Consider the following 21,887-nt stretch of genomic DNA (forward strand, 5'->3'; position numbering starts at 1 on the left):
TTTTGTTAAAGATAGGTCAACCTCTGCTTTAGTTGTTCACGGTATATGATGCTGGTCACATCCCGAGGCTGCTTGGGATATCTCGTAAGCTAGGATCGCGATTAAATACGTTCAGGGGAATTGAGGCATGTGTGGGTTTTCTGGTTTCTTCGCAGCAGCCCCTCTGGGTGATGGCGCAAATGCCATCCTGGCAGCGATGGGCAACGCGATCTACAGCCGCGGCCCCGATGATGCTGGAACTTGGTCTGATGCATCACTTGGAATAGGCCTGTCGCACCGTCGGCTTGCAGTTGTTGATCGTTCAGCCGCCGGCCATCAGCCTATGCATTCTTCTAGTGGGCGCTACGCCATGGCGTTCAATGGCGAAATTTATAACCACCTCTCATTGCGCACCCTCCTGACCACCGAGCACGTCGAAACCTGGCGTGGTCACTCGGATACAGAGACCTTACTGGCCTGCTTCGAGCGATGGGGCGTGGAGAAGACCCTTCAGGCGACGGTAGGGATGTTTGCCATTGCGTTATGGGACACGCAGGAGCGCCAGTTGATACTGGCCCGTGATCGATTGGGAGAGAAACCGCTCTATTGGGGCTGGCATAACGATGTTCTGCTGTTCGGATCGGAACTCAAGGCGCTCAAGGTACACCCGGCCTTTTCCGCCAATATTGATCGCGACGCCTTGGCGCTGTACCTGCGGCACAATTATGTGCCGGCGCCTTACAGTATTTATCAGGGTATTGAAAAGCTCCCGCCTGGACATTACGTAGCAATCTCGCTTGGACAAAAGCGAGCATCCGTCGATTTGATTCCATTCTGGTCTTTCAATGCTGCCGTGGAAGCTGGTCTCGATAATCCACTGCAATCCGATAGCAAGACTGTCGTGGACACGCTCGAAACCCAGCTTGACCAGAGTATTGGTATGCAAATGCTCGCCGATGTTCCATTAGGCGCTTTCTTGAGCGGCGGCGTCGATAGCAGCTTAATTGTCGCACTCATGCAGAAGCAAAGTCCGCGCCCGGTGAAGACCTTCACGATTGGTTTCAGCGAAGATGGTTTTAACGAAGCGGAGCATGCGCTCGCAGTTTCTCGCCATCTGCATACCGAACACAGCGAGATTTATATCCAGGCGAAGGATGCGCTGAATATTATTCCTGACCTGCCGCGCATCTATTGCGAGCCGTTTGCCGACAGTTCGCAAATACCTACCTATCTGGTCAGCCAAATGGCGCGTGAGCATGTCACCGTTACGTTGAGCGGTGACGCTGGTGATGAGCTGTTTGGCGGGTATAACCCTTATCAGTTTGCGCCGCGCTTATGGCGCAAGGTCAGCAAGGTGCCAGGCGGGATGCGGCAAGTGGCAGCAAGTTCGTTGAAAAAGCTACAGCTTAAAGGGAGGGCTGAAAAGCTGATTGATATTCTTGGGTGTCGTAATCGCGAGGATTTCTATCGCCAGCTTGTCAGCCATTGGAAAACGCCCTCGAACGCGGTAATCAGTGGCAACGAAGGTCCGACATTGCTCGAAACGCCAGAAAAGTGGCCGGCTGGGACGCGATTCGAAGAGTGGATGATGGCAATGGATGCTCAGACCTACATGGTCGACGATATCCTTGTAAAAGTAGATCGAGCTGCCATGGCCAACAGTCTGGAGACGCGCGTCCCGCTGCTCGATCATCGCGTTGTCGAGTTGGCGTGGCGTATACCTCTGGATATGAAAATTCGTGGAGGGGTTGGTAAGTGGGCGTTGAAAGAGGTTCTATACCGCCATGTTCCACGCGAGTTGATAGAACGACCAAAAAAAGGTTTTTCCATTCCGATTGCGGCCTGGCTGCGCGGTCCTCTCAGAGAGTGGTCTGAAATACTGCTGAATGAAAAACGTCTACAGCAAGAGGGTTTTTTTCATCCAACGGTGATCCGAAAGGTGTGGGAGCAGCATCTGAGCGGTCGAGCCGACCATTCGAGCAAGCTGTGGGGTGTATTGATGTTTCAAGCTTGGCTGGAGGAACAGGGACCTTGAAAGTAGCCCATGTCATCGTTGGTCTGCATATTGGTGGCGCGGAGTTGATGCTGCTGCGCCTGTGTGAGTCATTCAAGGCGCGTGGTGAGGATGAGCATCGCGTGATCTCCCTGACCGATCTGGGTGAAGTGGGGGAGCGGCTTCGAGCCAGCGGTATCGCCGTCGAAACCCTGCATATGCGCGGAAAGTGGGACTTGCTGGGCGTTATTATCAAGTTGGTCAGCGATCTTCGTCGGCAAAAGCCCGATATCGTGCAGACTTGGATGTACCATTCCGATCTCGTTGGAGGCATAGCAGCGCGTTTGGTCGGGGTGAAGCGTGTCATATGGGGCATCAGGACGACGGATGTAAGCAGTGGCGGCAGCAAGGCCACGATTATCATTCGAAAGCTGTGTGCATGGCTTTCCGGATCCATCCCGGATGTGATTGTCTGCGCTGCGCAAGCATCGCGAAAAACCCATGTTGAAGTCGGTTATGCTCCTGAGCGCATGACGGTCATACCTAATGGCTTTGATCTTGCGCGATTGGTAGCCAAACCTTCGGAGCGTGATGCTATTCGTGAGGCTCATGGCATTGGGCGTGATGAGCTGGTGATCGGCAGTCTCGGTCGTTTTAACCCGGTCAAGGATCACGCCAATTTTATCAAAGCCGCAGGCATGGTCGCTGGCCGGTTTGCGAACGTCAGGTTTCTGATGGTAGGGCGCGATGTTGATAAGAATAATGCCGCGCTGATGGCTGACATTGCTTCCACCGGGCATGCTGATCGGTTTGTTCTGCTTGGTGAGCGCAAGGACGTTGCTGCCTGTTTCAAAGCAATGGATGTTTTTTGCCTGCATTCATTAACCGAAGGCTTCCCAAACGTTCTAGGCGAAGCCATGAGCATGGCATTGCCTTGTGTCACCACGGATGTGGGCGATGCAGCATTCCTGTTGGGCGGATTGGGCTTGGTAGTGCCGGCACAGGATACCCTGCGGCTATCCGAAGCATTCGTCTCGGTACTTTCCGCAACAGCGTCTGAGCGCGCTGCATTGGGGCAGAGCGTTTATAAACGCATCGCAGAAAATTTCACAATGAAATGTACCGAATATCAATACAAAGCTCTATATCATCGCTTTCTTTCGAATCAGGATGCATAGTGATGTGTGGTTTGAGCGGTATTTTCGCCTCGGGTAACACCGAACTCGAGGCTGTTGTTCGGTTGATGAACACGTCGCTCATTCATCGAGGCCCGGACGACTCCGGTGTGTGGGTTGACGAGAATGCGGGAATCGCTTTGGGACATCGGCGTCTAGCAATTATTGATCTATCTGAAGCTGGACATCAACCGATGCGTTCCAGCTGCGGACGATTTGTCATAGTCTTCAATGGCGAGATCTATAACCATGGCGAACTAAGGCAAGCGTTGCACGACGATGGTCTTATCTCGATGGGGCTGAAAGGCCATTCGGACACCGAAGTGCTTCTGGTCGGACTTGCGAGCTGGGGTGTTGAAAAGACCTTGAAAGCATCTGTGGGGATGTTCGCGTTTGCGCTGTGGGACCGGCAAGAGCGGGTCTTGACGCTGGGCCGTGATCGTATAGGCGAGAAGCCGCTTTATTATGGCTGGCAGGATGACATCTTGCTCTTCGGCTCGGAGCTCAAAGCCATCAAGGCATTTCCGGAGTTTCGCGCGGAAATTGATCGCAATGCGTTGACACTGTTGCTTCGCCACAATTGCATCCCTGCGCCGTACAGCATTTACAAGGGCATCGCCAAGCTTCAGAGCGGTCATTATATTGTCCTGCCTCTGACTGATCTCTCTGCTGCGAAAGCTGCTATACCCCGGCCATATTGGCGCCTTAATGATGCGGTGGCCAAAGGTCTTGCTGATCTGTTCACCGGCAGCCCCGAGGCGGCGACTGATCTGCTCGAGGCTCAATTGCGGTCGAGTATTGGTCAGCAAATGTTGGCCGATGTACCGGTGGGCGCTTTCCTCAGCGGGGGCGTGGACAGCAGCACGGTTGTGGCCCTGATGCAAACCCAGAGTACCCAGCCGGTTCGCACGTTCACCATCGGCTTCGATGAAGGAGGGTTCGACGAGGCGGTACACGCCAAGGCCGTGTCCAAACACCTGGGCACCCAGCACACTGAACTTTATGTGCGTCCCCAGGACGCTGCAGCGGTAATCCCGCGTCTGTCTTCCATGTATTGCGAACCTTTCAGCGATAGTTCGCAGATTCCGACCTTCCTTGTCAGTCAACTGGCCAGTCAACAATTGAAGGTCGTACTCAGTGGGGATGGCGGTGACGAATTGTTCAGTGGCTACAACCGGTACCTGAGCGCAAAAAATATATGGTCGAAGATGCAGCATGTGCCGTCGTTCGCGCGACAGGCCAGCGCGGGCCTTTTACGATCGGTATCTCCCACCACGTGGGACAGTCTTTTCAACCTAGCAAAGCCGCTGCTTCCCAGCAGGTTTCATGTGAGCGGGCCTGGGGACAAGGCACACAAACTGGCCAACGTGTTGACGCTGGCGGACGGACATGAATTCTACCTCCAACTGAACAGCCATTGGAGCGATCCGGCGAGCGTTGTCATCGGCGGTGAAGAACCCCCGACAATGTTTACCGACGCGTCGCGCTGGCCGAAGACCGATTCTTTCGAGCACTGGATGATGGCGATGGATGCTCAGACCTATTTGTCGGATGACATCATGGTCAAGCTGGATCGGGCCTCCATGGCGGCGAGTATTGAAGGGCGTGTTCCCATGCTCGATCACCGAGTAGTCGAGCTGGCGTGGCGTATGCCGCTTGATCTGAAACTCCGTAATGGCCAGGGTAAATGGCTGTTGCGTCAGGTGCTTTATCGCCACGTCCCGAAAGAGCTGATCGAGCGTCCCAAGCAAGGATTCAGTATCCCGCTCGGTGAATGGTTGCGCGGTTCGTTGCGCGAATGGGCCGAATCCCTCCTTGATGAAGCTCGTCTGATCCGGGATGGTTACTTTCTGCCAGAGCCCATTAGAAAAATGTGGAGCGAGCATCTCCAGGGACGAGGCAACTGGCAGCCTCATCTGTGGACCATTCTTATGTTCCAGGCATGGTTGGATGAGCAGTGATGAGTAAGACGTTGTTGTTTATAGTCAATGATCCGGGATTCTTTCTGTCCCATCGTCTGCCTGTTGCCAAAGGCGCACAGGCGGCTGGCTACAAAGTTCATGTCGCCTGCATGCCAGGGGCTGCGGTTGCTGCAATCACGGCGCAGGGTTTTGAGTTTCATCCTGTGCCACTGTCGCGCAGTGGCCGCAATCCGTTGGCTGAACTGGGGCTGATGTTCACCATCTGGAAGTTGTTATGGCGCCTGAAGCCTGACGTGCTTCACTTGGTTACCATCAAACCGGTCCTTTATGGCGGCGTTGCTGCGCGCTTCGCTCCGGTTAAAGGCGTCGTCACGGCCATCTCCGGGTTGGGCTTCGTATTTCTTTCCAAGGGTATCAAGGCCGTGCTGATTCGGCGTCTGGTCAGTGCCTTTTATCGCCTAGCGTTGGGTAAGGGTAACCTGCGCTCGATTTTTCAGAACCCTGACGACCGAGACCTGTTGCTGGCGATGGGCGGGCTTACCGAAGCCAAGGTTGTAATGATTCGTGGTTCGGGTGTTGATCTGGCGCTTTATGCGCCCGTTCCAGAGCCGCAGGGGTTACCTGTAGTCTGTCTCGCTGCGCGGCTTTTGCGCGACAAAGGCGTGGTGGAGTATGTTGAGGCCGCAAGGGTATTGACCAAGCGCGGTGTACAAGCCCGCTTTCAATTGATTGGCGGTGTCGACCCTGGTAACCCTGCCACAGTAACCAAGGCTGAACTGGATACGTGGCGCCAGGAAGGTATTGTCGAGTTGCTGGGATATCGCGACGATATTGCGCAACTGTTTTCAGACGCCAATATAGTAACCTTGCCCTCCTACCGTGAAGGGTTGCCGAAGGTGCTGGTCGAAGCCGCCGCCTGTGGCCGAGCTGTGGTTACCACCGATGTTCCCGGCTGCCGTGACGCAATTGACGCAGGCGTCACGGGGCTTTTGGTGCCGGTACGGGATGCAAACGCGTTGGCCGATCAATTGCAACTGCTCATTGAAGATCCGGCGCTGCGGCGTCAGATGGGCGTTGCAGGTCGAGAACTGGCGGTACAGTCGTTTGCGATCGAAAAAATTGTGGAACAACATCTTGAGGTCTATCGTCAGTTGGAGCGCACGGCTTGAATCATCAACCCACATACTTCGTCACTGGTGCCAGCGGTTTCGTAGGTTCTGCAGTGGTAGAGCGATTGGCCTCGATGGCAGGTTGCACGGTGATGGCTCTGGTTCGTCGCGATGGTGTCGCATTGTCGGCAACGGTCTACCCGGTGAAAGCCGGTATGAATTATTTGGCTGGCGAACCGCTTCCTCTTTCCGGCGTTGACATTCTGGTGCACTGCGCTGCACGCGTTCACGTAATGTCCGATGCTTCCAGCGACCCGTTGACCGAATATCGAAAGATCAACGTTGCGGGTACCTTGAAGCTGGCTGAGCAAGCCGCGCAAGCGGGTGTGAAACGCTTTGTGTTCATCAGCTCGATAAAGGTCAATGGCGAGCGCACGCGTCTAGGACAGCCTTACACCGCAGACGATGTTCCGTCTCCAGGCGATCCTTACGGTGTTTCCAAGATGGAAGCCGAGCAGCAACTTCGGTTGCTGGCGCAGAGCACGGGCATGGAAGTCGTCGTCATTCGTCCGGTCCTCGTTTATGGACCAGGTGTCAAGGCCAATTTTCGCAGCATGATGAGTTGGCTGAACAAAGGTGTCGTACTGCCTCTGGGTGCCATTGGCAACAAGCGCAGCCTCGTCGCACTGGATAACCTAGTGGACCTTATCGTGACCTGCATGACGCATCCTGCAGCGGCTGGCCAGACGTTTCTGGCCAGTGATGGAGAAGACCTCTCGACCACCGAGTTGCTCAGATGCATGGGAGCCGCGCTGGGTAAACCGGCACGACTGCTGCCGGTGCCAGCCATGCTGCTGGAATGGGGGGCCGCATTGATTGGGCGCAAGTCGATCGGCCAGCGACTTTGCGGGTCTTTACAAGTCGATATTACAAAGGCACGTGATCTGCTGGGATGGGTGCCGCCAACGTCGGTTTCCGAAGCACTGAAAAAGACGGCGGCAAGTTTCAAGGAAGTCTGATTTAGAAGGATGGTCCGTTCCCCGGACTGCCAATTGGAGCTGTGGATGATTCACTTATTGTGGCTTGCGCCCGCTGCGGGAGCCCTCGCACTTCTGCTTACTTGGATCCTGCGACGCTATGCGTTGGCAAACAGCATGATCGATATACCCAATGCTCGTAGCTCCCACTCCATTCCCACGCCTCGCGGGGGCGGTGTGGCGATCGTGTTGAGCTTTTTGATCGCGCTGCCGATCCTGTATATGGGAGACGAGATTTCACGCTCGGTTACATGGGCCTTGATGGGGGCGGGCGCGGCCATTGCGATCCTTGGTTTTCTTGATGATCACGGGCATATCGCAGCAAGATGGCGTTTGCTTGGCCATTTCGGCGCGTCTATCTGGGCACTTTTCTGGCTGGGCGGACTCCCTCCGATCAGCTTGCCTGGCATGGTGGTTGACCTTGGGTGGTTGGGCCACATACTCGCTGCGTTTTATCTGGTGTGGTTGCTCAACCTGTACAATTTCATGGATGGCATTGACGGGCTCGCCAGTATCGAGACGCTGTGCGTCTGCCTTGGTGCCTGCCTGATCTACGCGTCGACGGGTAATCAAGCGCTCATCTGGGCTCCATTATTGTTGAGCATGGCAGTCCTGGGCTTCCTTTACTGGAACTTTCCGCCGGCGCGTATTTTCATGGGCGACGCTGGCAGTGGCTTTCTCGGCATCATCCTGGGGATATTCGCGCTGCAGGCTGCCTGGCAGGATGTGGCTTTTTTATGGGTGTGGCTGATACTGCTTGGTGTATTCGTTGTAGACGCCACCTTCACGCTTATCAGGCGTCTGCTGCGCGGCGACAAGGTTTATGAAGCCCATCGCAGTCATGCCTATCAATTCGCTTCACGCCAAGCTGGGCGACATTTGCCTGTCACCCTGGCAGTGCTCGCGATTAATTTATTGTGGTTGATACCTATCGCGCTTTCTGTGGCTTTATTGGGTCTCAATGGTTTGGTGGCTCTGGCTGTCGCCTATATACCGCTGGTGCTGCTAGCTATCAAATTCCGTGCAGGCCAGTTGGAAAAAACCATCTCACCTCCGGTGTAATTCGCGTGCGGAGCAATAAGGCCATTCAAGTGTTCAATGCTGGTCATGCAGAGCAGGTCAGGAGCGTTAGAGGTGTATAAAGGGTTATGAGTAAAGTTCGATCTTACCTGCTGGCGCTTCCTCGCAGGCGCAAACGCATTCTGCAGGTCATCACAGATATCCTGCTGGTCTGGTTCGCCCTGTGGATGGCGTTTGTCGTGCGCCTCGGGGTGGACGACATGATAAACCCGGCGGCTCTGCACCAATGGTTGTTCCTCTGCGCTCCGGTTGTCGCTATTCCACTGTTCGTGCGTTTTGGCATGTATCGCGCCGTCATGCGGTACTTCGGCAACGACGCCCTGATTGCGATTATCAAGGCAGTCAGTCTCTCCTCTTTGATTCTGGGTGTGGTGGTCTACTGGTACAGCAACCATCAGAACGTAGTGCCACGTTCCATCATCTTCAATTATTGGTGGCTTAGCCTGATCATGGTCGGCGGACTGCGTCTGGCCATGCGGCAATACTTTCTGGGCGACTGGTTCGCTGCGGCTCAGCATGTGCCGTTCACCAGCCGTGACGACGGCTTGCCGCGGGTCGCGATCTACGGTGCAGGCGCTGCGGGCAACCAATTGGTGGCTGCGTTGCGCATGGGCCGAGTCATGCGTCCTGTCGCCTTTATCGACGACGATAACAGCATCTCTGATCGTGTCATCTCCGGGCTGCAAGTGTATAAACCCCAGCACATTCAACGCATGATCGACGCGACGGGGGCGCAGGAAATCCTGCTGGCAATTCCATCTTCCAACCGTGGCAGGCGCCGTGAAATTCTCGGCTTTCTTGAAGGTTTCCCACTGCATGTGCGCAGCGTCCCCGGCTTTATGGATCTTGCAAGCGGCCGTGTAAAGGTTGACGACATTCAGGAAGTGGATATCGCCGACCTGCTGGGGCGCGACGCCGTGCCGGCCCAGGAGGAGCTGCTGGAACACTGCATCAAGGGGCAGTCCGTACTGGTCACCGGGGCGGGCGGCTCGATCGGTTCCGAACTCTGCCGACAGATCTTGTCACTGCATCCCACCACCTTGTTATTGTTCGAGCACAGTGAGTTCAACCTTTACAGTATTTTGTCGGAACTCGAACAACGGATCGTCCGGGAGTCATTGCCGGTTCGTGTACTGCCTATACTCGGGTCGATACGCAATGAGGCGAAGTTGCTCGACATCATGAAAACCTGGCACGTGGACACGGTTTATCACGCAGCGGCCTATAAGCACGTACCGATGGTCGAGCATAATATTGCCGAAGGCGTACTTAACAATGTGATCGGTACCTTGAACACTGCCCAGGCTGCTCTGCAGGCCGGCGTATTGAACTTCGTACTGATTTCCACCGATAAGGCGGTTCGCCCGACTAACGTGATGGGCAGTACTAAACGCTTGGCCGAGATGACACTGCAGGCCCTCAGTCGTGAGCTGGCGCCGGTGTTGTTTGGTGACATTGCAAATGTATCGCGCGTCAATAAGACCCGGTTCACCATGGTTCGCTTTGGTAATGTTCTGGGATCGTCGGGATCGGTGATTCCGTTGTTTCACAAGCAGATCAAATCCGGCGGGCCACTGACGGTCACTCACCCGAAGATCACGCGCTATTTCATGACTATTCCCGAGGCAGCCCAACTGGTGATCCAGGCTGGCTCCATGGGGCTTGGCGGAGATGTTTTCGTACTCGACATGGGGGGGCCGGTAAAAATTACCGAACTGGCGGAAAAGATGATCCATCTCTCCGGTCTCAGTGTTCGCTCCGAAAAAAATCCCCTTGGTGACATCGCGATTGAGTACACCGGATTGCGTCCTGGTGAAAAGCTTTACGAGGAGTTACTGATCGGTGACAACGTCGTTGCCACCCAGCACCCGATGATCATGAGCGCCAACGAAGATCATCTTTCCTGGGATCTGCTCAAGGGCATGTTGAAGCAACTGCTTGCCGCCGTGGATCAGCATGATTACACGCGCGTACGCCAGCTCCTGAGGGACACCGTAAGCGGCTATTCTCCGGAAGGTGAGATTGTCGATTGGATCTATCAGCAACGCCGCCTTGAACTCTGAGAAATACCTCGTTACTCAGCCATTTTTGACGTTCTCCAAAGATCTTCTAGTTTGAAAAAGCAGCTTCGGAAAGCTGCTTTCTCTTCTAGATGCCATGGAGTGTTACCAATGCAAAACGCATACCTTTGCGCCCTCGTCTTTACCGTGCTTAGCAGTTTCTCACTCGCGGGCACGGCTGCTCCTGCACCCTCCCTCAATGTTGATTCACCAATCCAGTCCTCTGCTCAGATAGACATTGCTGCGCAAAATGCCAAGGTCAATCTCAACGCTGCCGATGCACAAACGTTGCGACAAAACCTATTCGGTATTGGTGCGGCTAAAGCCAAAGCGATTGTGGCTTATCGAGAAAGCAATGGGCCTTTTACGGCTGTAGATGAACTGCTCGAGGTGAAGGGAATAGGCAAGGCGCTGATGGAGAAAAATCGCGAAAGATTGGAAATCAAATAACCCAATCAAGCAGGCCGGTCATTGGCCGGCCTGTTCCTGACTATAGTGGGGACTTGTTAAGTGACATTTCCCTACAGCCCGCAGCCGCAATCAGAAGCAGGAAAGCGGGTGCGATAACCAGGGGGCGCTGAACAATAGACAATATCAATAGCAGCGAAAAAGCCATGCCATTCATGTTCGAGAGCACCCTATGCCTCAGCGCAAAGCCCAATAGCGTCAGTACGAAGAATGCTGTGCCCAGAATGCCCGAGTGAAAGATGATTTTTTTGAAGCTGGCGGAGCCACTGTCGTCTTCTTTCTCGCTGCCGAATATGAGTGAGCGTGTGTCGGACGATTGCCACTCAGCAAATAGCTTGTTGAAGCCATCGGTATTGCGATTGTCTCCTGCCAGCCCCTCCGATTTATAGGCGAAGCGGTCATACATCACGGTCTTCAAATAATCATTTTGTGCAGACAGCATGACGAGTGCCACCATGACGCTCAACAGCACTATGTTGCGTTTGTTACCACGCACGGCTTTGATGGCAAAGTAAGCCAGGCTTAATATGAAAAAGGCCATGGACAAACTTAGAATCCCGGAAATAAATATGATGAGGTTGCTGCGTGACTTCAGATTGAACCTGTCTGCCGCCAGCAGCAGGGCGGCGAAGGTACCCAGCGCTCCAGGCTCATCGAAAAAGCCAAAAAACCGATAAAATGGATTGTCCAGCATATAATCCAAAACCACGGTAGTAGGGTAAACAAAATAGCCTACGCCATTTTGAGCTTTTAGTTGATCGGGGATTTTGTACTCAGGCAGGGGACCCAGTAAGAATAATTTATTGTCACCGCTTAGGTGATGTAAAAACCAGATGCATATACCAGGAAGCAGGAGAATGGCAATCAGCCGTTTTGATTTACGGAAAATACTCAAAACTTCGTTCTGGGGTATGCAATAAAAAATCAAATAGCCGGCCATGAAATATAAACAGCCTAAAATGCTCGCACCATAAAAGTAGTAAAACAGAAAAACCATTAACGAGAAAAGCAAGCCAAAAAAGTATTCGCGTAGCGCAATATTTTTCTTGAGGGAAAAAAGTACCAGGCACACACCCGCGATCAACGCTTGAAACTGAGGTGTGTACCCCCAGATATAAAAGGGGTTTAGTGCAATGACGATCCAGGTTGCCATCGCCCAGAGATAGGTTTGCTTTTGCAGTGAGGGATGCGTTTCTGAAATTTCAATCATCGATCAATCCGACATATAATCAGCGCCAATGCCAGTAATTTTTTGAAGCTCAAGTCTCCCAGAAGCGAGCGGATAATATATTTCAGGGCGCCGCTATAATCCTTTTTCACCTTGTGCAGGTGCCGGGCGTATGAGTAGTACAGGTTGCTTTTGCCTTTTTTTATAGCACTGTACAGTCCGGGGAAATAAAACTCGCACAGTGCCAGTGAAACTAGGCTGTCATCCAGGTAGCCCATATTTGACGCATGGCTCTCATGCACGCGGTATTGCGTCAGCGGTGTTTTTAATATGTAAATATCGCCTTTGCTGGCGATATGGTAGTAGAACAGGCTGTCTGATGCTTTAGGCAAGCGATAGTCGTAACCAGAGGCAGGAATTCGATCAGCTCTCACCATAAAGCCCGGCACGGGCACCAGGGAGTTATTGGAGGCGATCAATTCGTCGAGTTTGTAAACAGGGTTGCGTTTATTGAATTTATCTTTCTGTATTTTTACCGCACGTCCCTGTCCGTCAATAATTTGGACATAGGATCCGCAGATAGAAAACTCGGGATGCTGCTCCAGGAACTCGACCTGTTGGGTGATTCGCCCGGGCAGCATCAAATCATCGCCCGCAAACATGGCGACGTATTTACCTTTTGCAAGACGCAGCCCCGCATTGCAATTACCTGTGATTCCGTGGTTAACAGGCGCTAGGTTGAGTATTATTTTTTCAGGGTTGGCTGCGTGCATCTCCTGGAGGAGTGCGTCGGTACCATCTTTGGAAGCGTCATCACTGATGATGATTTCAATATTCGTATAATCTTGCGATAAAATTGATTGAATGCACTCTTTGATATAGTTCGATTGGTTGTAAACGATGACCACGACGCTGACGAGTGGTTGTGCAGGTGAGGGCGACATTACGCTTGACTTAAGGCTCAATTAATTTTCCGCCACACGAAGAAATACAAAAATATCCAGTAGGCTATGTAGTTTACGCAGTAGCCCATTGACGCCCCGATCAAACCGTAGGCGTTGGAGAATGCCACGACCAGTAGGCATAGCGTTATGGAGAAAATGATTTCAGAGATGATGAACTCTTTGATCATCGCTCGGCTAACCATCAAGTAGGACAAAATCCAGCTGCCTATTTTCATGGTGTCGCCAACCAGTTGCCACGTAAACAACGGGCGCATGGGTGCGAATTCCTTGGTAAACAATATCCAGATAATAAGATCGCGAAAAACAAAAACGCCCAGCGATAGCAGCGCGGCAGCAGGCAGAATTATTTTATAGCCGGACATCACTTCGTGTTTGATCTGGCTGGCTGAAGTCAGTTCCGACAGCTTGGGCAGGTAATACACGCTCAGTGTCATGGTGACCACCATCATGTACGCGCCGCTTAGCCGAGTCATCGCCTCCCAATAGCCTGCAGATTCGGCGCTCAAGGATTCATTCAGGTAAGTCCTGATAAACAGGGAACTCAACGGAACGCATATGGCAGAGCACAGCGCCATAAATGTAAAACCGGTGAGCTTCCTCAGCGCACTGCGATCAAACTCGAAGGCAAATATACCGAGTCTGAACCAACTGGTTTTCAAGCAAACGCCCAATGTGAACAAACAGGCAATTGACTGATAAGACACCAAAGCGATCAGTGCTCCAAGAAAGTCGAAGCAATAAGCCAGGACCGCAGTAAAGAGCAATGAGAACAGGCTGCCCAGAATATTTGCGATCACATAGCCCTTGATTTCCTTCTTGCCGTTGAGTATGGCCAGGAGCAGGGTGTTAACCACCATCGGCATCAGCCCGATGGCGAACACAATGAAAAGTTTGCTGTAGGACCTGTCCCCAAGAAAGAATTCTGCGAGCTCTTTATCAAACACAATAATAAATATCGCGCTGATGATACTGCCCGATAGCGCAATGCTGAAAGCCGTGCGCCAGACCTTTTCTTGCTTTAAAGGATCCTGTCCATACTCCGCCGTGTATTTGGTGACGCCGGTGCTGACTGCGCCACTTGCGAATGTTGAGAAAATCTGTACCGCATTTTGAAGTTGGCCTATGAGAGCGTAGCCCGACGGACCGGTATAGATCGCGAGCACCTTATTTATGCCGAGTAGCGTAAATATTTTTACCAGCGACGCTATACCACTCAATAGACTTGTTTTTATCAGCTTCATGACGATACGTAGGCGTTGCACACTTCTATGACGTGCGAAACTTCATCATCACTGATTGTGGGATTCAACGGCAAACTCACCACTGTGTCGTGTATGCTCTCGGTGATCGGGAAGCTTTCAGTCGTCATCCCGCGCAGCGCTACTTGTTTGTGCGGAGCGGTGGGGTAGTGGATTTGTGCTTGCACACCGTTATCGGAAAGGTGGGACATGAACCCTGTGCGGTCGTCGCATCGGATAACGAACAGGTGCCAGGCCTGGCTTTTGTCATCAGCGAGATGCGGCAGCGTGATCAATCGATTATCGATGTTAGCAACGTAGTTCGCTGCAATCGCTCGCCGGCGAGCGTTTTCATTATCGAGGTGCTTGAGCTTGACAGAGAGCATCGCGGCCTGCAGCTCGTCCAGTCGGCTATTAATCCCCGCATAACGATGTTGATATTTCGCCTCACTACCGTAGTTGCCCAAGGATCGAACAATGTCGGCAAACTCAGCATCATTGGTAGTGATGCCGCCGCCGTCGCCCAGCGCACCCAGGTTTTTTCCAGGATAGAAGCTAAAACCTGCGGCATCTCCAAAGGCTCCGGCCTTCTTCCCTAAAGCCTCTGCGCCATGCGCCTGCGCAGCATCTTCGAGAACCAGCAGATTATGAGCCTTGGCGATATCATTGATTTTGTCCATCTCGGCCAATTTACCGTACAGGTGGACAGGCAACAAAACCTTGGTTTTTTCGCTGATCTTCTGTTGAATTTGTCGAGGATCGATATTGTAGGTTTCGAGGCGTGGCTCCACGAGAACGGGCGTCAATCCACTTTCAATGATGGCCAGAATGCTCGCAATGTAGGTATTGGCTGGGACGATGACTTCATCGCCGTCGTTAATCCGACCTTGCTCTTTCCATGCGCGCAGGGAAAGGGTGAGTGCGTCCAGACCATTGCCCACACCGATGCAGTACTGGGTGCCACAGTACGCGGCAAATGCCTGTTCAAACTGTTCGAGTTCTTCGCCCTTGATATACCAGCCGGACTTTATCACGCGCTCGGCAGCTGCCAGGATGTCTGCCTGGTATTGATCGTTGACTTGCTTCAGCTCCAAAAACTTAATCATTCAATTCCAGCCTGTAAAAGTCATGCACGATAGCCCGGGCGCTGAAGCTCTCTTTTTGTGCGATTAGCCCGGTGTTCAAGTAAAGTCCGCCACGCTCCGTCGATATGCCAAAGCTGAAATACGCCTTGTCCAAGCGCTTGGCTTCATCAATGCAGCTTGCCAGGGTCAGATCGAGTGCCCCGGATTCCTTACCGACTTTGTTCGCCGCGATGTATTGAGTATGCAAGACCTGCTCATAAGCAAATAGCAGCACACCACATATCAACTCTCCCTCCTTGCGCACTACCCTTAGACGGATGTTTTCAGGAAAGCGCTCGTGGAGCAGAGCCATTTCATCGATCGAATGAGTCGGTGTGGCGCTGTGCCTCGATAGCACGCTTGAAAGCAGTGCGTGATAGGCCGACCAGTCCGTGGATTCCTCTACACATAGGCCGTTCTTCTTCGCCCTTGCAATCAGCCATTTTCGGCCTTTTGAAAACTTGGGCTCTCGCTCCATATCGATGACGCTGGATATGTCTCTGCGGAACAAGGTGGCGCCAGCGATAGTCAGCGCATACAGGTCTTCTTGAGCCGGGTGGGTGGTGAATATGTAGGGAATCGACTTGTATTCAAGGCGGCTAACAGTCTTTTCTTTCAGGAAGATTTTGAGCGTCTGCAGTATCTCAATGACCTTTTCGGCTTTGACCTTGTGCGAAAGTATCAGCCCGCCGAACGTCAAACCGCCATGTGAGTACACAACGTTGTCCACGATGTTGGCGGGCAACACGGCAAGAAGTTGATCTTCCTGTTTAAACAGAAGTGAGAAGTCGTTAAAACGATCGGCGTGGTAATCCATGAACGGGCGTTCGAAGATAAACAGCGGTGTCTTGCTCGTTCTGACAAACTCATTCCATTGGCTTTCGGCGTCTTGTTGATAAAGCTCGCAGATCACCATTGAACCAGCTCCATTAGGCCAATACCTTCAACGCCCATATGGTTGCCATTGTAAAAAGCATATACTTTATCCGCCGTGACACACAGGCGCGGATAGCACAGGTGCTGGTCGTCAAAGCCCGCGTGTTCGGATAGTGACATGCCTAATTCGGCGTCCTTGCGCGTCCAGTTGATACCGTCTTCGGAGTAGGCAACGCCTGGAAAATAATCCGTACCGGTAATTCCGCCTTTTGTATAAAACATCATATAGCCGCCGTTTAACTTGTAAACGGAGGGTCTGCCGATTCTATATTCATCACCTTCATTGTCGATGCAAAGATGATGGGGGCCCTGAAAGGAAATGCCGTCAGGCGACTCTGTGTACCAGATGTTATAACGAGGATATTGAACACCGTTTATATCACACCAGCCATCTCCCAATGCGTACCAAACTTTCCAGCGCCCCTCGTCATGGATCGCAGTATGTATTGCGCGGATCGTACGGCCTCGGTGCACGCGATCAAGTACGGGGGCTTCAGAAACCCGATCGAACCTAAGTCCGTCCTGACTGGTTGCCAGCCCAGTGAAAGCAAGGAACTTGGCTTTTTGGACGATCTGGAACCCAACGTAGTACATTCTGATCGTATCGCCATCGCGCACAACGTCACCCATGATGACGCCGTTATCGTCGAAACATCCGGGGCCACCCTCAGTCAATACGGGCTCTTTGCTCACTCCCAGCACCTTGCGTGGGTTTTGTGATGACACATCTACATAACCTATGCGGCTGACGCCGACCTTGTCTCGAAATCCGGCATAAATTCTGATGACATCCGGGTTCAATAAAAAAGGTGTTGGTGTAAGTGCTGAGTTCTCTGCCCACTCAGGAAGCTGGGTTCGAGCATCGAATATCTGGCCTATTTTTTTCCAAAGCATCTCAATACCCTACAATTTTACTTTAAGACTGCTTTTCTTCGGCAGCATCTGTGCAGGTGAGCCGTAATAAATTCGCTCTGGCTCGGGCAGATTTTTATTGACCAGGGTTCCGGAGGCAATCACGCAGTCTTTGGGGATGCTGATACGATCATTCAGTGTTGAGTTGACACCGAGAAAGCAAGACTCGCCAATATCGCAATAGCCTGACACCACGACATGCGAAGAGAGGAAGCAGTTGTCATTGATACGTGAACGGTGTCCGATATGGTTGCCGCTCCAGAGAATCACATTGTTCCCAATCGATACGAATGGTTGAACTGTATTGTTCTCGAAAATAAAGCAGTTTTCGCCGATTTGAGCGTTGTGCCACACGAACGCACGGGAGCTAATGTAGCTGGCGCACGTATAGCCCTTGGACTTGATCAAGCCATACAGACGAGTTCTCAGTCGGTTGAGTTGCGAGGCCGGTATCGCGATGAAGACTTTATAGTCGGCGGGTGGAAATTTAGTTTCGATTGATTCCAGCTCTACAATGGGGAGATCGTACAGCGTGGTATTTTCGAGGTATTCCTTCTCGATGGAAAAAGCGCAGACCTCAAAATCAGAGTCATGCGTAAAGTACTCATAAGCAATCATGGCGAACTCACCCGCCCCAACGATTATCAGTTTTTTAGACATGCTTGCTCCTCAAGAAAAGTCTCATAAGATCTTATGTAGTCGGATTCTTCGTAATGTTCACTTGCCAGCACCAGCAATACGCAGTCATGGCTGAAGTCATGCATTTCCCGCCATACCATACTTTCGATAACCAGCCCGCGGGTAGCGCTGTTCATAATGGTTTCTTGGCGAACAGTTCCATTGTCCAAGACCATCTTGCAGGTGCCGGATACGCAGATCGCAATTTGTTTTAAATTTCGATGGGCATGAAACCCCCTGCTGATGCCGGGGGCTGTAGCGTAGATGTAATAAACACGCTTTATCTCAAAAGGGATAATCTTGTCGATGCCAACTTCGATGGCGATCAACTCCCCTCGGTTATCGCCCAGTCGCTCAAAATCCAGCCATCTGATCAATTCCATTTCATCCACCATGTCTCATATTTACTCTGTTTACCCGCACTGATGAGCTATGATAGTGAGGTAAGTAAATTAAATTCCATACCCATACATGTCACTTTCATTACAAGCGATGAGCCATTCACCATTGCGGCACGCTCACAGTAGGCCGCACGCCACCTGTGTAGTTACAAAGAGTCAGGTCCGTCCGGCTTCAGCGTCTCTCGTCGAAAGGGTGCTCTCTGGTTCATCGTGCATCTGCGTGAATTGACAAAAAGTGGCTTTGGATGGAAACCCAGACTATAGCTTGAAAAAGGTCGATTATGTCACGGGGTATGATAAATACCCATACAAAAGCGGTTTCCGATCCCACTTTAAAACCTTCGGTCCTGATACTCCTCAGCACTGGCATGAATGATGATCATCTATTATGTAGAAAATTCCCCAGTCGAGGCGTCCATCATGTACAAAAATTACCCGCCCGCTTACCAAGTCAGCAAAGGCGCCGCGCTGCAGGTCGACACCGCCTTCTATGAGCGCATTCGCGATCACAAGAATCCGCGTACGTTAATCGAACGATTCGAAATCCCAATCCGCACGGGCAGGGCGTGGAAGGTACCGGCCGGGTATGTGTTTCGCGTCACCACACCGGTCGGTCCGCAGGTCGGCGATTTCAATGTGTGGAACGCGAATGATCCCCGCGAACGCCTATGGGCGGCGCGCACCCGCCAGCTGCAGGGTGCCCATGTGAGCACCCATGACCGGCTGTGGTCGAACCTGCCCTTTCTGCGTCCCCTTGTGACTATCACCGATGACAGCCTGGCCGGTTATGGCATCGATGAGCACGGTGGCCGTCTGCACGATTTGCTCGGTACGCGCTGCGATCCCTATGTGAACCGCATGCTCACGGGCGAGGATTTCCACCACCATTGCCACTCGAACCTGACCCGTGCGGTTTTGCCTCACGGTCTGACGGAATTCGATGTGCATGACGTGCTGAATATCTTCCAGTGCACGGGCCTCAATCACGACGATATGTACTTCATGAAAGCCTGCCCAGCGCAGAAGGGCGATTACCTGGAGTTTTTTGCCGAGATTGATTTGCTGTGCGCGCTGTCGACGTGCCCAGGCGGGGATTTGTCACTGCCGATGTGGGGGCCGGAAGCGCAGGACCCGCTGACGGTGTGCCGTCCGCTGGGGGTTGAGATCTACCGGTTGGAGGACGAGTTGCTGGTCGGCTGGAGCCAGCCGGAGCGTGCTGCCTATAAAGGGCAGCACGGTTTGCAGATTGCCAAGGCGGATTGGGAGTAAACGGTCCTAGCGGTCCTGCGCGTCCTTGGCGTCCGCCTGGGCATTGCGCTCGGCCACGCGTTTGCGTTGTTCGTCGGTGAGCTCCACCTTGTTGGCGCTGTCACGCAGCATCAGCAGCCCTCCGACGATCGACCCGATCGCAACTACCATAATCAACCACGCATACCACGGCATAAGGCTCTCCTTGAGGCAGATTGCCGTGGGAGAATTTTCCCACGGTAATAACTACTTTGAGTTACGGGCTTTCTGAGTAGTTCAGTGTAGGCCCGTTCTGCCTCGAAACCTTAGAGCCCGGTCAACATTGCATCTGCCGGTGCATCGGCACGGTCCTGCGCGGTCATCTGGAAGTAGATGAAACCCACGGCTATAAAGCCGAGGAAGATCAGCCCGATCAGCGTGTTGAACCACGCCATGGCCACCAGGCACACCACAGCCAGCACCAACGCAATGCCGGGCACAATCGGATAACCCGGCGCACGGAAGGTACGTTCCAGCAGCGGCTCGGTCTTACGCAGTTTGAACAGGCTGAGCATGCTCATGATGTACATCACGATGGCGCCGAATACCGCCATGGTGATCATCGCCGCAGTCAGGGTCATGCCGCCCAGGTTGATCAGGCCATCGCTGTAGATCGCGGCGATGCCGACCACGCCACCGGCAATGATTGCCCGGTGTGGTGTTTGAAAGCGCGACAATTTGGCGAGGAAAGATGGCAGGTAACCGGCGCGGGCCAGGGCGAAGAACTGGCGCGAGTAGCCCAGGATAATGCCGTGGAAGCTCGCCACCAGGCCGAACAGGCCGATCCACACCAGCATGTGCAACCAGCCGGAGCTGTCGCCCACCACGGTTTTCATCGCCTGCGGCAGTGGATCGTTGATGTTCGACAGGGTGCGCCAGTCGCCCACACCGCCAGCGAAGAACATCACGCCCATGGCCAGGATCACCAGGGTCAGGATGCCGCTGATGTAGGCCTTTGGAATGGTGCGCTTCGGATCTTTCGCTTCCTCGGCCGCCATGGCCGCGCCTTCGATGGCCAGGAAGAACCAGATGGCAAACGGGATCGCCGCAAACATCCCGGCAATCGCCGGGGCGCCGAAGGTGTCGGAGCCGGCCCAGCCATTCAAGGCAAAGTTGCTGAAGCTGAACGCGGGCGCGACCACACCCATGAACACCAGCAGTTCAGCGACGGCGAGCACGCATACCACCAGCTCGAAGGTCGCGGCGAGTTTCACGCCGAGAATATTCAGCCCCATGAACACGATGTAGGCACCAACGGCCGCGTGTTTGGGGTCCAGGGCCGGGAACTGCACATTCAGATAAGCGCCGATCGCCAAGGCGATGGCGGGCGGAGCGAAGACAAATTCGATCAGTGTGGCGAGGCCTGCGATCAAGCCGCCTTTCTCACCAAACGCGCGACGACTGTAGGCAAACGGCCCGCCTGCGTGAGGAATGGCGGTAGTCAGCTCGGTGAAACTGAAGATAAAGCAGGTGTACATCGCCGCGACCATCAACGAGGTCACCAGGAAGCCCAAGGTCCCGGCCACGCCCCAGCCATAGCTCCAGCCGAAGTATTCCCCGGAAATCACCAGCCCGACGGCAATGCCCCATAAATGCAGAGTGCCCAAGGTGGGTTTAAGTTGTGTGTTCATCGTGCTGCGCTCCCTGAACGGTTTGGAATGATTCAAGGTGTTGCAGCGGCCATGCCAGCCTGAGAATCATTGTCGTAAAGCGGCGCGACTGTCGTGTGGGGGATGGTTTGGCGTTTGAAATTTTCCCGTGTTGCACCAGATGGGTGCGGTGGCGACTGTGTCGGCGCTATCGGGAGCAAGCCCCCTCCCACATGTTGACCGTATTCCAGAGATGTATCCGGCCCAAGTGTGGGAGGGGGCTTGAACTGGCCTAATGATTTTGGACACTTCAATCGGGCGCTATGATAGCGCCCAAATCTGAGGTGTTTGGATATGCGTAAATCTTATTCGAGTGAGTTCAAGCTCAAGGCTGCCAGCATGGTGTTGGATGAAGGTCAGCCGGTTACCGAAGTCTGTGCCACCCTGGATATCGGCCCCACAGCACTGCGCCGCTGGGTCGATCAAGTGCAAAAAGAACGCTTGGGCTCGACCCCGGTAGGGGCCAAGGCGATTACTGCTGATCAACGAGAAATCCAGAGGCTCAAAGCTCTGCTAAGAGAGAAAGACCTGGATATCGAAATTCTAAAAAAGGCCAGTGCTCTCCTGCTTTTGGACGCCAAAGATCATTCACGTTGATCGATGAGCTGGATGAGCGGTACGGCGTTAAAAGGTGTTGCCGGGCGTTTGGGGTCAACCGCAGTAGCTTCTACGCCTGGCGCCAGCGCCAAGGCAGAGCAAATCCTGA

At 53.2% G+C, this 21,887-nt stretch carries 20 protein-coding genes; 10 read left to right on the top strand and 10 right to left on the bottom strand.

Annotated elements, in window-relative coordinates; translation table 11 throughout:
* Nucleotides 1-127 precede the first annotated feature (127 nt).
* The 8 genes from asnB (FBY10_RS05155) (at nt 128) to FBY10_RS05190 (ending at nt 10,805) form a co-directional block, all read left to right on the top strand.
* Entirely contained in the window at nt 128-2,014 is a 1,887-nt protein-coding gene (gene asnB / locus FBY10_RS05155) for an asparagine synthase (glutamine-hydrolyzing) (RefSeq protein WP_145334790.1), read from the top strand.
* Nucleotides 2,011-3,150, top strand: coding sequence for a glycosyltransferase (locus FBY10_RS05160; RefSeq protein ID WP_145334788.1), 1,140 nt, complete (start codon nt 2,011-2,013; stop codon nt 3,148-3,150). The genes asnB (FBY10_RS05155) and FBY10_RS05160 overlap by 4 nt, the downstream gene beginning before the upstream one ends.
* Nucleotides 3,151-3,152: 2 nt before the next feature.
* Nucleotides 3,153-5,108 (top strand): asparagine synthase (glutamine-hydrolyzing), encoded by a 1,956-nt coding sequence (asnB, locus tag FBY10_RS05165; protein ID WP_145334786.1) that lies wholly within the window; start codon nt 3,153-3,155, stop codon nt 5,106-5,108.
* On the top strand, nt 5,108-6,238 hold the full coding sequence (locus FBY10_RS05170; RefSeq protein WP_145334784.1) for a glycosyltransferase family 4 protein: 1,131 nt from the start codon (nt 5,108-5,110) through the stop codon (nt 6,236-6,238). The genes asnB (FBY10_RS05165) and FBY10_RS05170 overlap by 1 nt, the downstream gene beginning before the upstream one ends.
* Entirely contained in the window at nt 6,235-7,197 is a 963-nt protein-coding gene (locus FBY10_RS05175) for an SDR family oxidoreductase (RefSeq protein ID WP_145334781.1), read from the top strand. The genes FBY10_RS05170 and FBY10_RS05175 overlap by 4 nt, the downstream gene beginning before the upstream one ends.
* 45 nt (nt 7,198-7,242) lie before the next feature.
* Nucleotides 7,243-8,277, top strand: a complete 1,035-nt coding sequence (locus FBY10_RS05180) for a glycosyltransferase family 4 protein (protein ID WP_145334778.1) — start codon at nt 7,243-7,245, stop codon at nt 8,275-8,277.
* Between the two features lie 86 nt (nt 8,278-8,363).
* Complete coding sequence (locus FBY10_RS05185) at nt 8,364-10,358, top strand: nucleoside-diphosphate sugar epimerase/dehydratase (protein WP_145334775.1); 1,995 nt, start codon at nt 8,364-8,366, stop codon at nt 10,356-10,358.
* A 108-nt stretch (nt 10,359-10,466) separates the two neighbouring features.
* A complete protein-coding gene (locus FBY10_RS05190; protein ID WP_145334772.1) occupies nt 10,467-10,805 on the top strand; it encodes a ComEA family DNA-binding protein in 339 nt (112 codons plus the stop codon).
* A gap of 40 nt (nt 10,806-10,845) precedes the next feature.
* Here the strand turns inward: FBY10_RS05190 and FBY10_RS05195 are convergent, their stop codons facing one another.
* From FBY10_RS05195 to FBY10_RS05230, 8 genes are read right to left on the bottom strand one after another with little or no spacing between them, the layout of a single operon-like run.
* Nucleotides 10,846-12,033 carry a hypothetical protein gene (locus FBY10_RS05195; RefSeq protein WP_145334769.1) on the bottom strand — a complete coding sequence of 396 codons (1,188 nt, stop codon included), beginning with the start codon at nt 12,031-12,033 and terminating at the stop codon, nt 10,846-10,848.
* Complete coding sequence (locus FBY10_RS05200; protein WP_145334766.1) at nt 12,030-12,956, bottom strand: glycosyltransferase; 927 nt, start codon at nt 12,954-12,956, stop codon at nt 12,030-12,032. The genes FBY10_RS05195 and FBY10_RS05200 overlap by 4 nt, the downstream gene beginning before the upstream one ends.
* On the bottom strand, nt 12,953-14,197 hold the full coding sequence (locus tag FBY10_RS05205; RefSeq protein WP_145334763.1) for an O-antigen translocase: 1,245 nt from the start codon (nt 14,195-14,197) through the stop codon (nt 12,953-12,955). Before FBY10_RS05205 ends, FBY10_RS05200 begins: the two co-directional genes overlap by 4 nt.
* Nucleotides 14,194-15,300 (bottom strand): DegT/DnrJ/EryC1/StrS aminotransferase family protein, encoded by a 1,107-nt coding sequence (locus tag FBY10_RS05210; RefSeq protein WP_145334760.1) that lies wholly within the window; start codon nt 15,298-15,300, stop codon nt 14,194-14,196. Before FBY10_RS05210 ends, FBY10_RS05205 begins: the two co-directional genes overlap by 4 nt.
* Complete coding sequence (locus FBY10_RS05215) at nt 15,293-16,234, bottom strand: GNAT family N-acetyltransferase (protein WP_145334757.1); 942 nt, start codon at nt 16,232-16,234, stop codon at nt 15,293-15,295. The genes FBY10_RS05210 and FBY10_RS05215 overlap by 8 nt, the downstream gene beginning before the upstream one ends.
* On the bottom strand, nt 16,228-17,148 hold the full coding sequence (locus FBY10_RS05220; protein WP_145334754.1) for a hypothetical protein: 921 nt from the start codon (nt 17,146-17,148) through the stop codon (nt 16,228-16,230). The genes FBY10_RS05215 and FBY10_RS05220 overlap by 7 nt, the downstream gene beginning before the upstream one ends.
* Nucleotides 17,149-17,157: 9 nt before the next feature.
* Nucleotides 17,158-17,826 (bottom strand): acetyltransferase, encoded by a 669-nt coding sequence (locus tag FBY10_RS05225; protein WP_145334751.1) that lies wholly within the window; start codon nt 17,824-17,826, stop codon nt 17,158-17,160.
* Nucleotides 17,811-18,227, bottom strand: a complete 417-nt coding sequence (locus FBY10_RS05230) for an FdtA/QdtA family cupin domain-containing protein (protein WP_145334748.1) — start codon at nt 18,225-18,227, stop codon at nt 17,811-17,813. The genes FBY10_RS05225 and FBY10_RS05230 overlap by 16 nt, the downstream gene beginning before the upstream one ends.
* A 438-nt stretch (nt 18,228-18,665) precedes the next feature.
* Here FBY10_RS05230 and FBY10_RS05235 point away from each other — a divergent pair, with 438 nt between their 5' ends.
* Nucleotides 18,666-19,514 carry a DUF1989 domain-containing protein gene (locus tag FBY10_RS05235; RefSeq protein WP_145334745.1) on the top strand — a complete coding sequence of 283 codons (849 nt, stop codon included), beginning with the start codon at nt 18,666-18,668 and terminating at the stop codon, nt 19,512-19,514.
* Nucleotides 19,515-19,520: 6 nt separating this feature from the next.
* Here the strand turns inward: FBY10_RS05235 and FBY10_RS05240 are convergent, their stop codons facing one another.
* Nucleotides 19,521-19,688: a DUF2897 family protein gene (locus tag FBY10_RS05240; protein WP_081044204.1), complete on the bottom strand. Its 168-nt coding sequence runs from the start codon at nt 19,686-19,688 to the stop codon at nt 19,521-19,523.
* 110 nt (nt 19,689-19,798) lie between these two features.
* The gene (gene eat / locus FBY10_RS05245) at nt 19,799-21,163 is read right to left on the bottom strand and encodes an ethanolamine permease (protein ID WP_145334742.1); all 1,365 of its coding nucleotides are present in this window, start codon (nt 21,161-21,163) and stop codon (nt 19,799-19,801) included.
* Between the two features lie 312 nt (nt 21,164-21,475).
* On the opposite strand from eat, the gene FBY10_RS05250 reads away from it, so the two are divergent.
* The gene (locus FBY10_RS05250) at nt 21,476-21,778 is read left to right on the top strand and encodes a transposase (RefSeq protein ID WP_065949522.1); all 303 of its coding nucleotides are present in this window, start codon (nt 21,476-21,478) and stop codon (nt 21,776-21,778) included.
* Nucleotides 21,779-21,887 lie beyond the last annotated feature (109 nt).

This window comes from Pseudomonas sp. SJZ103 (genome assembly GCF_007828335.1).
GTDB lineage: Bacteria > Pseudomonadota > Gammaproteobacteria > Pseudomonadales > Pseudomonadaceae > Aquipseudomonas.

What these genes read in the sequence shown, in the direction of transcription:
- FBY10_RS05225 (WP_145334751.1), bottom strand. Translation starts at nt 17,826, where the DNA reads ATGTCTAAAAAACTGATAATCGTTGGGGCGGGTGAGTTCGCCATGATT.
- FBY10_RS05215 (WP_145334757.1), bottom strand. Translation starts at nt 16,234, where the DNA reads ATGGTGATCTGCGAGCTTTATCAACAAGACGCCGAAAGCCAATGGAAT.
- FBY10_RS05205 (WP_145334763.1), bottom strand. Translation starts at nt 14,197, where the DNA reads ATGAAGCTGATAAAAACAAGTCTATTGAGTGGTATAGCGTCGCTGGTA.
- FBY10_RS05190 (WP_145334772.1), top strand. Translation starts at nt 10,467, where the DNA reads ATGCAAAACGCATACCTTTGCGCCCTCGTCTTTACCGTGCTTAGCAGT.
- FBY10_RS05220 (WP_145334754.1), bottom strand. Translation starts at nt 17,148, where the DNA reads ATGCTTTGGAAAAAAATAGGCCAGATATTCGATGCTCGAACCCAGCTT.
- FBY10_RS05185 (WP_145334775.1), top strand. Translation starts at nt 8,364, where the DNA reads ATGAGTAAAGTTCGATCTTACCTGCTGGCGCTTCCTCGCAGGCGCAAA.
- FBY10_RS05230 (WP_145334748.1), bottom strand. Translation starts at nt 18,227, where the DNA reads ATGGAATTGATCAGATGGCTGGATTTTGAGCGACTGGGCGATAACCGA.
- FBY10_RS05235 (WP_145334745.1), top strand. Translation starts at nt 18,666, where the DNA reads ATGTACAAAAATTACCCGCCCGCTTACCAAGTCAGCAAAGGCGCCGCG.
- eat (WP_145334742.1), bottom strand. Translation starts at nt 21,163, where the DNA reads ATGAACACACAACTTAAACCCACCTTGGGCACTCTGCATTTATGGGGC.
- FBY10_RS05170 (WP_145334784.1), top strand. Translation starts at nt 5,108, where the DNA reads ATGAGTAAGACGTTGTTGTTTATAGTCAATGATCCGGGATTCTTTCTG.
- FBY10_RS05240 (WP_081044204.1), bottom strand. Translation starts at nt 19,688, where the DNA reads ATGCCGTGGTATGCGTGGTTGATTATGGTAGTTGCGATCGGGTCGATC.
- asnB (WP_145334786.1), top strand. Translation starts at nt 3,153, where the DNA reads ATGTGTGGTTTGAGCGGTATTTTCGCCTCGGGTAACACCGAACTCGAG.
- FBY10_RS05195 (WP_145334769.1), bottom strand. Translation starts at nt 12,033, where the DNA reads ATGATTGAAATTTCAGAAACGCATCCCTCACTGCAAAAGCAAACCTAT.
- FBY10_RS05180 (WP_145334778.1), top strand. Translation starts at nt 7,243, where the DNA reads ATGATTCACTTATTGTGGCTTGCGCCCGCTGCGGGAGCCCTCGCACTT.
- FBY10_RS05250 (WP_065949522.1), top strand. Translation starts at nt 21,476, where the DNA reads ATGCGTAAATCTTATTCGAGTGAGTTCAAGCTCAAGGCTGCCAGCATG.
- asnB (WP_145334790.1), top strand. Translation starts at nt 128, where the DNA reads ATGTGTGGGTTTTCTGGTTTCTTCGCAGCAGCCCCTCTGGGTGATGGC.
- FBY10_RS05210 (WP_145334760.1), bottom strand. Translation starts at nt 15,300, where the DNA reads ATGATTAAGTTTTTGGAGCTGAAGCAAGTCAACGATCAATACCAGGCA.